The organism is Bacteroides sp. AM32-11AC (genome assembly GCF_003603515.1).
In the GTDB taxonomy this organism is placed as follows: Bacteria; Bacteroidota; Bacteroidia; order Bacteroidales; family Bacteroidaceae; genus Bacteroides; species Bacteroides uniformis.
This window is the reverse complement of sequence record NZ_QTNH01000012.1, coordinates 136,923-150,744: the sequence shown is the minus strand read 5'-3', so window position 1 is coordinate 150,744 and position 13,822 is coordinate 136,923. Positions and strand designations below refer to the sequence as shown.

The 13,822-nt window shown below is 45.1% G+C and carries 7 protein-coding genes; all 7 read right to left on the bottom strand.

All coding sequences use genetic code 11. The features are described 5' to 3' along the window. Positions 1-21: 21 nt before the first annotated feature. Positions 22-1,911, bottom strand: a complete 1,890-nt coding sequence (locus DW800_RS14270) for a glycoside hydrolase family 13 protein (RefSeq protein WP_009036586.1) — start codon at positions 1,909-1,911, stop codon at positions 22-24. A 69-nt stretch (positions 1,912-1,980) separates the two neighbouring features. After that, on the bottom strand, positions 1,981-3,081 hold the full coding sequence (locus DW800_RS14265; protein ID WP_016273191.1) for a glycosyl hydrolase 53 family protein: 1,101 nt from the start codon (positions 3,079-3,081) through the stop codon (positions 1,981-1,983). A gap of 100 nt (positions 3,082-3,181) precedes the next feature. Further along, positions 3,182-4,639, bottom strand: a complete 1,458-nt coding sequence (locus tag DW800_RS14260) for a DUF5115 domain-containing protein (protein WP_009036584.1) — start codon at positions 4,637-4,639, stop codon at positions 3,182-3,184. Between the two features lie 34 nt (positions 4,640-4,673). After that, positions 4,674-5,846 (bottom strand): SusF/SusE family outer membrane protein, encoded by a 1,173-nt coding sequence (locus DW800_RS14255; RefSeq protein ID WP_009036583.1) that lies wholly within the window; start codon positions 5,844-5,846, stop codon positions 4,674-4,676. 39 nt (positions 5,847-5,885) lie between these two features. Continuing rightward, entirely contained in the window at positions 5,886-7,562 is a 1,677-nt protein-coding gene (gene susD / locus DW800_RS14250) for a starch-binding outer membrane lipoprotein SusD (RefSeq protein WP_009036582.1), read from the bottom strand. A gap of 20 nt (positions 7,563-7,582) precedes the next feature. Beyond that, positions 7,583-10,612: a SusC/RagA family TonB-linked outer membrane protein gene (locus DW800_RS14245; protein WP_117749329.1), complete on the bottom strand. Its 3,030-nt coding sequence runs from the start codon at positions 10,610-10,612 to the stop codon at positions 7,583-7,585. A 719-nt stretch (positions 10,613-11,331) separates the two neighbouring features. Then, positions 11,332-13,809 carry a glycoside hydrolase family 2 TIM barrel-domain containing protein gene (locus DW800_RS14240; protein WP_117680540.1) on the bottom strand — a complete coding sequence of 826 codons (2,478 nt, stop codon included), beginning with the start codon at positions 13,807-13,809 and terminating at the stop codon, positions 11,332-11,334. Between the last annotated feature and the right edge of the window lie 13 nt (positions 13,810-13,822).

Sequence of the window (13,822 nt, the reverse complement as noted above, 5' to 3'; positions counted from 1 at the left end):
AGTATTTGATCCGCAACGCAATCATAATTCAAGCATAAGCACTTCTTTCGGTTGTAGTCGGATAATTGCTCCTAACTTCACATCAGTATCTGTCAGCACATTCCTTGCATCGGTTTTATTTCCTATTACCTCCTTATAATGAGCCAAATCCCAATCGACCTCTTTATTTACCCCATTCATCACGACCAATATACTTTTCCCATTGTACGAACGTTCATATACATATATATTGTTGCGAGGCATAAAGTGCTTCATCTTGCCTTTGGAAATAACATCATTCCCCTTACGCCAATGCAGTAACTTTTTCATAAAACCGAAAGCTTCTTGCTGTATAGCCGTTCTCCCACTCTCTTCGAAAACACTGAGTGCATCTTCTTTCCATCCTCCCGACATATCCGGACGTATATATCCAAAATCAATTTTTGTAGTACCAGTCATCAACAGTTCCTGCCCATAATACAATTGCGGAATGCCAGGAATTGTCAATAACAAGACAACTGCCTGCTTATAGGCATCCAAAGAACTCGGAGTTTCCAATAAGAAACGATCAGAATCATGGTTCTCAAGCAAACGCATCACATTATTAATATCAGAATAGCAAAAGTCATAAGCCAAATGTTCAAAAACGAGTTGCAGACCGGTATTCCAGGAGGTTTCTTCATGAAAAGCCTTACTTGCCACTTCCCTTAAACGGAAATCCATCACAGACTTTAGTCCCGTATCGGCCTTCTCATTAACCAAACTGCCTTGTTGCCAATATGCAGCACCAACCGTATTATTAGGAATCATCACTTCGCCCACAATATTGAAATTGGGATACTCCTCAAACACTTCTCGACACCAACGTACCATCATGTCCGGATCGGGATATACATATGTATCTTGACGTACACCATCCAAATTGGCATATTCAATCCACCATATTGAATTCTGAATTAAATAATCAGCCACAAAATGATTCCTCTGATTCAAGTCGGGCATTGTGGGAACGAACCAGCCATCTGTCATCTCCTCCTTATCTATATCCGAGGCGTAAGGATCAAAAAAGACGGTTTTATCATGATTGGTCTCAACATATTTGTCCTTATCCCAATTATTAAACCAATTATGCATTGGCGGGTCAAGCAACCAAGGATGCTTGCTTCCACAATGATTGAAGACCATGTCCATTATCAATTTCATTCCACGCCGATGCAGGCACTCTGCCAACCGGACATAATCTTCATTTGTCCCCAACCGAGGGTCTATTTTATAATAATCAGTTGCGGCATAACCGTGATAAGAACCTTCTCCCATATCATTTTCCAACACGGGTGTTGTCCAGATGGCAGTAACTCCCAAACTATCCAAATAATCAAGATGTTGCATAATACCCGCCAAATCACCGCCATGCCGGGCATTGACATCTTTACGATTTACAGCATAGGGATAATTCATTTTTATTTGGTCATTGCTTTCATCGCCATTAGCAAAGCGATCCGGCATCAATAGATAAACAACATCAGAAGAATTAAATCCAACCTTTTCATCACCATTTCCTTGACGTTGTTTCAATTCATAAGAGCAGTTCAGTTTCTTCTTTCCTTTCACAAACTCAATATCGAACTTCCCCGGCATTGCCTCTTCCACATCTAAGTATAATACCAGATAGTTGGGGCTTTCCATTGGATGCACACTTTTCAGCACAACTCCCGGATAATTAATGACAGGTTTGTAAGCGCCTATATCATCACCATAAACCATCAATTGCAGTTGGGGATTTTTCATACCGCACCACCAAAAGGCCGGTTCTACTTTTATTGAAGATGTGGATTTTACTTCCACCAAATCAGCAGAAGATAAACCTTGCCATGCAGCGCTCCATTGGCACAAGCATAAAGCGAATAATGCAATAAAATATCTGGTTTTCATATCTATTTTAGATTTGCGCGTTCATTATAATTAGAATACAATTCAATCCATTGACGACTTTGGATGAAGTTAACGGATAAACCCACTGAATTCCTTCATCGCCGGAAGCGATTTACCAGTGCGATTATCAAAAAGCCCCCGATTCAGCCAACCTTCCGTCACCGTATTTCCGCAGGCATTTTCTTCGGGAAACCACCAGAATAGGCCGGTCACGTTGGCATGACGGCGCAATTCGGCTACCAGTTCGTGAGTAAAGATACGTTGCCCTTCAGTGCTGATGGGATAAAACTCAGAATACTGGTCCGCACTCTTTGCCCATTGGTCTTTCTCATGCGAATAATAGGCGGCAGTTTCCACAATCATGACTTCCTTATCGGGAAAATTTACAGCGAGAGAATCGAGCGTAGCACCAAGAACTCCCACCGCTTTGTGCCACATAGGATAATAACTAAGTCCGATAACATCATAATCGAGCTGTCGCAAATGGTTATAATAAGATTTCGTCTTGTCCCATTCGCCCGCCTTCTCTGTATGAATAATAATCTTTGCCCGTGGACATACTTCACGGCAGGCCTTGGCACCACTCTCCAATAGTTTTACAAGTATGTCCCAGTTATCCTTTCCAAGCGGCTCCACCTTCGCCGCAGGCCACATCATCCCGTTGGTTATCTCATTCCCCACTTGTATCAAGTCGGGGCATGCACCGGCTTTCACCATCACTTCAAGGCTTTTTCTGGTATATTGATAGACACTGTCGGGAAGCGATGCTACACCGCTATTTTTCCAACGATACGGCATGAACTGCTTGCCAGGGTCGGCCCACGTATCAGAATAGTGGAAGTCAAGCATAAACTGATACCCGGCTTTTTTTATTCTTTGCCCCAGTTTCATCACATAATCCAAATCTTGACACACGCCTTCTCCCTTATGCTCTGCCGAAGCCCTGTCCGGTTCCACAAACAAACGTACACGAATGGCATTCCAACCTTCTTCCTTGAAATATTCGAGGGGAGCGACAGCTTTTCCTGCTTCGTCACGATATACGGTTCCTGCTTCTTCGTAACTTGGCAACAAAGAGATGTCCCCACCAAGAAGACGCTGCTGTGCATGAATTCCCAAGCACAATACAAACAGAAAAAACAAAGTGGACATTAATCTAAAAGTCTTCATATCAATATCTGTAAATGATTGTTTAACGAAAACATAAAAGCCCTCTTCCTCGTATTTTCCATTGCGAGAAAAAGGGCTTTATTCTTATTTAAAAAAAAGATTATTTGAAAGAACCTATGCCGTCAGTAAAGTTCAAGTAAGCTTTCTGACCGGCAGCAACCTTTACTCGTTCTTGATCATTACCACTACCACGATATACAATCTTTCCATCGAGAACGATGAATTCAGTCTTCCACCAGTCGTAACCGCCAAAGTTCACACACATACGCACTTCATCGGCAGCGCCAAAGGCGGGAGAAACGAATTCGCCGTCTTTTCCCGTAGGAACGGTGAACTTGTTAACGTCTGCAACCTCCCATTTACCATCAGCAGCAGTACCGCCAATCAGATAAATATTCGGAGCAAGCACATTGACTATGCGGTCGGTTGTGTTCACTACGTGCAGTAAGTACCAACCGGCATTCTTAGCTAACAGATTGGTGCCATCAGCAGTCAAGCCGGCACCGGCTTCGTCATTAATCGTTGCCTCGCCACCAAAGTCATTTCCCCAACCGGCTTGCGGAGCAAACTTAATCTGTTCGCCAGCTTCCAGATATACAATAGTCCAGAATTCGCCTTCGGCACTATGAATCGGAGTTAACTGTTTCCATGTATCACCCCAACCATAGTTGCTGCCGGTCATAAAGAGGTCGATTGTCTTGATGGCAACTTTAAAGCTCATGTTGACAACATCCAGCGTAACTATAAAATCATTGATGCCGCTAATGGCAGGTGCTTGTGGGCTGGGGCAAGAAGGATCGCCAACCCACGTCAGGAAGTTTTCAGTCGCCACATCGCCATCTTCGAAAGTTCCCAATACACCGGGATTGATGTCGTCGTCCCAAGAAGGATTCGTTGTATCGTAAGCACGATAGAACTTGAACCAAGACTTCTCGGCAGTAGTTGTCACAACTGCCTTGTAAAGACCATCCCCAATCTTCTCCATCACAATAGGTTCATTTGCATTCCATTTCTGGAAATCACCCATCATGCAATATCCCTTCTCACTGATAGCGGGAGTAGTAACCGGAGTCAACTTCACCTGTGCAGTACCCGATGTAGATACAGCCTCACCGGTAGTCAATTTGGCTGCGGCATCCACATTTACATCCAGAGTACGCTCCACGTGGGCACGGCTGTTAAAAGCTTTTCGAACAGCCAAGTCAAGTTCCAACGTGTTTACCTTAACCTTCCCGTCTTTAAACGCTGCATCAATGGCGACGCCATTCACATTTACGCTTTTGAAGGCAATGGAAGCTATATTCGCATTGCTGCTTGACAATGAAGCAATCACAACCGAATCTACTTTAAGACCTTCTGCATCATCAGCGTATTTGGCATATACATCGTCCATCACAATGGCAGCGTCAGTACCCGCCGCATAATTAATCTCATATTTGGCAGCAGCATCCTCCGGAGAATTGGATTGGGGGTTAGCCCAATCCGTATAATCATCCGTACAAGCACCTAAGGTAATTCCGGCAAGGAACATACCTGCGAGTATTTGATTTTTCTTCATAATGTTTTTCTTTTAAAATAGATTATCATTCAGGTTATTTCACCTCACCCGTTTCGTTGGCATCTACACCCGGAGTACCGAACTTGACGTACAGCTTCTGGCCTGCAGCAGGAACCACACTGTAATCAGAGCCCTTGTCGTTGGCCCAGCTGTCAGGAATGTTGAGATTACGCCAGAATACATTACCTTCGAAGAGTGTAAACTCTGTGCGCCACCACTCGAACGTACCAGCTTTTACGTAAGCGCGCATTTCGCCTCCGCCTACAAATGCCGGAGACACCCAAATGCCACTACCATCGGCAGGAGCCGTCAACTGCAAGGCAGGACTTGCTTCATCCCATCCACCGGTAGCATTACCAATGATATAAAGAGCCGCAGGATATACGGTCAGAGTATAGTCAATGGCTTCACCGTTAATCTTAGCCTTGAAGCAAAGTGTATACCAGCCACCTTTTGCAAACTTGATGTTACCACCATCATCCGAGATTCCGGCTCCGGCCTCGTCAGCGTAAGTCTTCACATCGGCATAGCCCAACCATTGTTCAGCGAAAGTACCCCATTTGAAAGCGCCTCCGTCGGCAATATATACCACTGTAAAATAATTACCGTCCAGACCGAACACACCGGCAAACGGCTTCCAAGTCTTCCAAGCTTCACCAATGTCAGAACCTGCAATGAACAACTTTTCGGGCAACGTGATGCTCGGGGCCTGATAGGTAGCCTTCACTTGCAGTTTGATTACGTTAGAGTAGCAACTGCCCAACTCCAACTTATTCACGTTAGCATGCAAACGCACATAAAGGTCTTTCACCTCGTTAGAAGGATATTCCACACCTTCATTAGCATCCTGGAACATAGTAACTACAGCATCGTTCATTCTCTTGCCCGACACTTTGATGGAAGTAGAAGTGGAACTTGTCACTACCTTATACACAGGTTCTTCTGCGCTAAAATCGTCAAAGGAAATCTCCACATCATAGTTAACGCTCAAAGGTATACCACCATAATCCGGCTGGCTGGTAGTAAAAGTGAGTTCATCGGCAGTCAGCAAGTCCAATACATTATTGGCTGCGTTGGCAGGCATATTCAATACAAATCCTGTAGTATTTTCGTGGAATGTAGGATTGCTATCTATATCCTTCTCACAAGAGGTGACCAACACCAATGCAAGGACGGGAAGCAACATTCTTAACAATATTTTTTTCATATTATTGTTTCGATTTTAATAAATTCGACAATTATTCTATTAGTAACGCGGGTTTTGAGTCAAGTTCTTATTACCATTGATGTCATCAGCCGGAATAGGATACACGTTGAAGAAATCTTCCACGCTCTTGCCTTCGGCTACACCACCCTTGAAATCCCAGAGGTACCCATCACCTGTGAAAAGGCCAAAACGAATCAAGTCACTGCGACGACGGCCTTCCATATAGAACTCACGGCACCATTCGTCAATGATATATTGTTCGGTGATGGTGGCTGGAGTAGAAGCGCCTGCACGGTCGCGCAAAACTTTAATATCATCGCGAGCCTGCTGTGGGTCACCGCTCAAACGGAACTTAGCCTCGGCACGGGTCAGATACATTTCGGCATAACGAATCAAAGGAATGTCCACATCAGGGAATTCATTGTGTGAGGTGGCTGCACCATCTGTGCGGATATTGCTCCATTTCACGATAGAAAGACCGGAATTGAAGCCTGCAATCTGATCGGCCTGCAATTTGCGGAGTCCGCCACCGCAACCGGAATAGAACAATGCACGGTCATCATTCGCTTTCGCCTGCACATCTTTGGTTGTAGTACCTGCCGCCTTATCAAGCGCAATAATATCAGCTTCGGTAGCATCTTTGGGAGCAGCCTCAGTAGCAAGCGGACAATCCTCGATAGTAGAGAAGAATTTCTTAACCAAAGCAGCACGAGAGAAGTTACAACTCCAGCCGTTGGAAGTACCTATATAGGGCATTCCGGTGATACGAGTGGAACTTACCAAATAGTTGGCACCACTATAACACTTTGTCTTGGCACCATCTTGGCGAATGGGTAGAATGATTTCTTTCATGGCTTGTACGTTCTGATCGTTGTCGGCCATAAATACCTGTTCGTAGCCGGTATAGCCATTCTTCTCTGCTTTAGAAAGCTCGTATTTTCCATCAAGCAAGTTACAATAGTCGATAGCCTTCTGGTAATCTTTCACGGCACCTTTAGTATAAACCTCCGAGTTCAAGGCCAAACGGGCGTGAAGCATATAAGCAGCTCCCTTGTCGGCACGGCCAAAATTGGCGGAATTATTGAACTCACCCACTTCAGCAAGCTGCGGTTCTATATCGGTCAATTCCTGGTCAATCCAGTCGTAAAGGTCTTTACCGGCCTTCTCTACCGGCAACTCGTAAATGTCGTATGTAGTCTTGAAAGGAGCTTTGCCCCAAAGGTCAAGGAAATACCACAGATGAAGAGCACGCAGGAAACGAACCTCAGCACGATAAAGTTTGTAATTGGGGTCATCAGCCTTATCTTCAGTGTTAGTAAGATAGAAGTTGCAAAGTGTCACATCAAATGCCAAACGTTGGAATGTCCATTGCACACGAGGAGATGAAGCCGTCCAGTCGATATTGGTGATTTGAGGAATATCGGTGTCAGTCTGCCAAGCCCAAAGACATTCATCAGTACAGAGTTCCTGCAAATTGAATGTAGTACGGTAAAATCCACTTTCACCTTCATCACTACTGATATCGCCACTACCGGCAGGACCTTTTTGCCCTGTCAGGCCCAGCGTACTGTAAACTTTCGCCAGCAATTCCATATCTTCATAAGACGAACTGGATTGCGGGTCGATGGACGAAATATTCAAGTCGTTGATACACGACGTTGCCACTCCACCTATCAGAAGGGCGGCAAGGGCTGTTTTCAAAAATATATGTTTCATCTTTATATACATTTAACGGATTAGAAATTCAGGCTCAAGCCAATTTGAATACTGAAAGGACGTGGATAAGGATTGGAGTCGATACCGCTTGCCACTTCAGGGTCGATACCTTTGTACTTGGATATAATGAATGGATTTTGAGTAGTAACGAATGCACGGCCGGAACATGTTTCATGACCTGCGACCTTGAACAGTGCGGGGAAAGAATATCCCAAAGTAATGTTGGAGCACTTCAAGTAGGAAGCATTACGTACGAAATAGTCACTCAAATAGTTGTCGTTGCCGGCTCCTACACCTGTAAAGCCCAATGCCACAGCTTCGGGAGTAGAGTTGTGCAGAGCACTGTTGGAATACAGACCAGACTGGCTGACCACTGCACGGTTGGACAAAAAGTCATAGTAAACATAGTTACCGAGGGAAGCACGGAAAGACATGCTCAAATCCCAATTCTTATAGAGGAATTTAGTGGTAAAGCCCATGATGACATCGGCAGAGGGTTTCTTGTAGAAATAGCGGTCACCATTGTCAATACGTCCGTTACCGTCACGGTCCACATACATACCTTCAATGGGTTTGCCATTCTCGTCATATACTTGCTGATATACAAAGAATGAGTTAGTAGATTCACCTACCGTATTGGCCTGGATCAAAGTATTGTTACCACGACCGATTTTATCTCCGGCCCATGCATAATAGCCTACTTCACCATCTACCAAGTCGGTAATCTCATTGTGATTCCAAGCGACATTATAGCTTACATCCCAAGTGAAATCTTTTGTAACAATGGGTTTTGCATTGATGGAGAATTCCACACCATAATTCTTCAACGAACCGATATTCTTGGTCAACTGAGAACCGAACTGCATACCAACAGGAATAGTGATGGAGTTCAGCAAATCCTTCGTTTCACGATAGTAACCATCAATATTAGCAGTGATACGGTTGTTCAAAAAGCCGAGGTCGAAACCAGCATTATAAGTAGTAGTAGTCTCCCACTTCAAGTCGGGGTTATAAGCCGATGGACGCATTGTACCATAGTAAGTATCACCAAAGGGATACTGGGCAAAAGAGTCGCTTGAAGTATAATGAGTTTCATAACCGAAATCAGTTTTAATATCCTGCTGACCGGTCATACCCCAACCCAGACGAAGCTTAAACTCGTTCCACCAGGTAAACTTTTTCATAAATGCCTCTTCATTGATTTTCCATGCCAATGCCACTGAAGGGAAGTAACCCCATCTGTTGTCATCAGAGAAACGAGAGGAACCGTCGGCACGGAACGTAGCCGTAAGCATGTATCTGTTGAGTAAAGTATAGTTCAAACGGCCGAAGTAAGAAACCAAAGAACTGTGAGTGGCCCATGCCTGTTCTTCTCTCAGCTTAGCGTCATGAGGTTCACCATTGTAAGGGTCGGTACCCTGCCCGTAGTCATAACCACTGCGGTGGAAATGGCTCTCTTCACCACCAACCATAATGTCAAAGTTATGTGCACCGATTTCTTTCACATACTGGGCATAAGCATTGGCAGTGATACTATATTTATAAGTCTGAGTCACGCCGTTCCAACCGTAGTAGTTGGGGCTATAAGCATATTTAGAAGTTATATCGTCCTGCTTGCTCTCTGTGTACTGACCTCCATAACTTGCATGCAGACGCAAATCCTCAAAGCCATGTACCTTATAATCCACATCAAAATTACCCGTAAAGTCATTGGCTACAGCTTTCGTTTCTTTGAGCATCAGCAGAGCCAAGGGATTCTGGGGAGCGTTGGGGTTATTAGTATATTTCCACTCGGGATTGAGGTCCTTGGGTGCCTGCGTATGCTGGAAATAGCCGCCAAAGAAAGGAGCACGCTCATCATCAGCGTCGAAATAAACAGGCTGCGTAGGATCCATTGAGAGGGCTGCTCCTATCGCACCGCCTGCATCAGCATAACGGTCTTTTTCGTACATATACTTGGCATTAATCTTCAAATTGAGATGATTGTCAAAGAAAGAGGGAGAAAGGCTCAAGCCGACATTGGCACGACGCATCCAAGAGGTTTCGACGATACCGTCAGAAGAATTATATCCCACACTCAAACGGTAAGGCATGTTCTTCAAACCGCCGGACACCGATACATTGTGGCTGTGAGAGATGGCTGTACGGAAAATCAAGTCCTGCCAGTCGGTATTGGCCTTGCCCATACCGACTTCACCGGCTTTGTCGCCCCACATGTTATTAATAAGATCGCGGAATTCATCGCCATCAAGCACATCATACTTTTTCTGGACCATAGAGATGGTCATGTCACCATTGTAGGATACTTTGGGAGCAGATCCGCTCTTACCTTTCTTCGTAGTAATGATGATAACGCCATTGGATGCACGGCTACCATAGATGGCAGTGGCCGAAGCATCCTTCAAAACGGTGAAAGTCTCGATATCGTTCGGATTGACCATCGCCAAAGGATTACTCATGCCTTTCGGAGTTTCGTTATCGATAGTCAAACCATCGATTACAATCAGCGGGTCATTAGAAGCATTCAGAGAAGAACCGCCACGTACACGAATCTGCGCACCGGCGCCCGGGGTACCTCCCGCAGTGATAACGTCCACACCGGCAACTTTACCGACCAACATATCCTGCGCATTGTTGGTGATACCTTTACTGAGTTCATCCGGTTTAATAGCAGTAACCGAACCAGTCAAGTCATCTTTCTTAGTGCGGCCATAGCCCACAACAACAACTTCGTCCAGCAATTCGCTATCTTCTACTAAAGTTACGATGATACTGGGAGCCGCAGCCACTTCCTGAGTTTTATAACCGATGAAAGAAATAACCAAAGTGGAACCCTTCGGAACATTTAATGAGAAATTACCATCCAAATCGGTAATAGTACCATTTGTAGCATTCCCTTTTTCCACTATACTCGCGCCTATCACGCCACCCAAGGCATCTTTCACATGCCCTTTCACAGTGATGTTCTGTGCATAAGCGCCTACAGACAAGAATAGCCCTAAGATTAGGGTAAGAATCGTTTGACAGATTCTAAGATTAACTTGCTTCATGCATTTAATAAATTAAAGTTAACAATATTAATTACCTATATATATTATTCGTAAAAATAATTTCGTACTTTTGCTTTCTAATGTCTTTCAAGTACCTAAAGCATGACGCAACAAAAATATGCTTTATTAATTTAGTAAAGTATAAAGAAAGAGCAAAATGTGGGAAACGAACAGTGCAAACGATTGCATGCGGTTGCACAAGATAGAAAAATCACTTGATATATCATAATACAGCGCTTCTCTCCACTCTACATGTGGCATTCTTGCACATAACATATATGTTTATTCTGCTGAAGTACAGAGATTTTCACCGCCTAACGACCGTTAGGCGATTTGTTGATGGCCGTTGGCAGATCGCTTTACGGCCGTCAACAAATCGCTTTACGACCGTTAAGCACTACACAACATCAAGACAAAACAAAAGAAACACAAAGCTTTTACTGAAGAAATGCCATGCATGTATAAACCAAGCAACATACTTTCAGGATATGAATAACGTGTCTGCACAATATTAATATGCCATTAACACGATATTAACAAAATGGCCGACATGATATTAACTTATTACATTACAATAAGTTAACATCATGTCGGCCCTAAAAACAGAGGTGGAAGCAAAATTTGCTTCCACCTTTTTCTGTTGCTTCCACCGCACCTCAAACACCGATGAACAAAGGGGTACAGAGCAGGTGTGGTAGAGTGGAAGCAAATAGTGCTATTTATTTCTCTGAAGTATAAAGTACCAGCTTTCCGGACTTCAATCCTTTAGCCCTTGCCTCAAACACAATCTCACCGGCTTGCTCGCCACTCTGCACAATAGCCGTCAGCTGACCGCTGAAAGCCGGCATCTTGGGCAAATGGAACAAATCGAGGCTGGTAGCATCTCCATTGGCAGCAGCGCGATATTTTCCGGCACCCTTCACCGAGAAATTTACCATGCGGCTGTCTGCCGGACAAAGATTACCGTCCTTATCCACGACACGGACTGTGATATATGCCAGGTCCTTACCATCGGCAGACAAGCGGGTGCGGTCGGCAACCAGCTCCAGATGATGGGGCTTGCCAGCGGTACGAATCACCTTTTCTTCTGCAGGCTTGCCGGAAGCATCATAAGCCACCACTTTCACTTCGCCCGGTTCATAAGGAACATCCATCCACATCAAGCGATAGCGACGCTGCAAAGCAAGGGAGTCCCGGCCTTCCAAAGCACGGCTTTCATCAGCAGTAAGTTTCCGTTGTTTGCCATAACTCTTTCCGTTGACGAACAGTTCGGCACTGGGATAGCTGGTGTAAACAAAAACCGGAGTATTCTCCCCTTCCCTGCCCGGCCACGTCCAGTGCGGAAGGACATGCAAGGTATTTGCCTGCTTGTTCCATAGGCTGCGGTACAGATAGAAACGGTCTTTGGGGAGGCTTGCCAAGTCTATGATACCGAAAACGGAGCTGTGGCTGGGCCAGGAATCCGTACTATAAGGAGAAGGCTCACCCAAATAATCAAAGCCCGTCCAGACGAACTGTCCGATTGTCCAGTCATAATCATCAGACAAAGCAAAATCCTCATCGGGAAGATTCGACCAGGAACAACACTCCACATCATAACCGGAGCACTGATGGTCATCATACATCACACTGGCACCCTTCTGTACGGGAAATTTATAGACACCACGAGAACTTACAGTGGAAGCCGTCTCCGAACCGAGCACAATATTCTGTGGAAGAGTCTCATAAGACTCCACATAACGGTGAGCCCGATAATTAAGACCGGGTACATCAATCATTGCCGCAAACCCGTTGGCAAGCACGCAAGTTACCTGGTCCATACCGCAAGTAACGGGGCGTGTAGGGTCTTCGCGATGGCAAATATCCTGCAGGAAAGAAGCCACTTTGTAGCCCTCGGGACTACATTGGGTAGGAACCTCATTTCCTATACTCCACATTACCACACAAGGATTGTTCCGATAATGATGCAGCATGTTTACCATATCCTTTTCTGCCCATTCGTTGAAATAGCGGTGATAACCATTCTCACATTTGGCAATATCCCATTCATCGAAAGGTTCCAACATCATCATAAAGCCCATCTCGTCACAGAGTTCCACCAATTCGGGTGTAGGCATATTGTGGGAGGTACGGACTGCATCACATCCCATATCCTTCAATAATGTCAACTGACGGCGAAGAGCAGCCACATTGACAGCCGCACCCAACGGGCCCAAATCGTGGTGATTGCATACCCCCTGGAATTTACGGTGCTTACCATTCAGGAAGAATCCCTTATCAGCTATAATCTCAATGCTGCGGATACCAAAACGCGTGGTATATTCGTCAGTCTGTTTGCCATCTACATAAATCTTAGATACTGCCTTATATAAATAAGGTGTCTCAGGGGACCACAGAGACGGAGCATTTATCAGAAAATTCTGCTCAAATGGCTGTCCGTGATTAATTTTCCGGCTATTATCCTTACGGGCTACTATCTTACCGTCCGGCGCAATAATATCAGTAGAAATACGAACATCCGCATCACCGGCATTCCGTATTGTAGTACGCAGACGCACGGAAGCGTATTCAGCAGAAACATGCGGTGTGGTGAGCTGTGTACCCCAAACCGGAACATGAACACGTTCCGTAGTAACTAGGCGGACATTGCGATACAATCCCGCCCCCGGATACCAACGGGAGGACTGGGGTCTGTTTTCCAGACGGACAGCCAGCACATTGTTTTTACCGTCGGCATTCAGCAAACCGGTAACATCGCAATGAAAAGAGTTATACCCGAAAGGCCAGAAACAAGCTTCTTTCCCATTGACATAGACCCGAGCCTCACTCATAGCACCATCGAAAACCAGAGTGACCTGCTTGTCTGCAGAAGCATCAAAAGCCGTACGATACCAACCGACACCCACATAAGGCAACCCTCCGGTACGCCCGGTCTTTACGGAAGCTTGTTTTTCAAGGTCTTGCGTAACCGCTACCTCCTGCAAATCGTTGTTGCGGTCGAACGGACCAAAGATGGCCCAATCATGAGGAATGGTCACTGTTTCCCACTTACTGTCGTCTAAATTTGTTTGTGTTGCTTCGGGAACATCTCCCTTGGTGAACTTCCAGTTCTTTTCCAACAATGCTTCTGTACGCTGCGCCATTGCCGCCAAGGCAAAAAAAGCGCAGCAGGAAAAGATAAGTATTGTCTTTCTCATTCTTCTTTAAAAG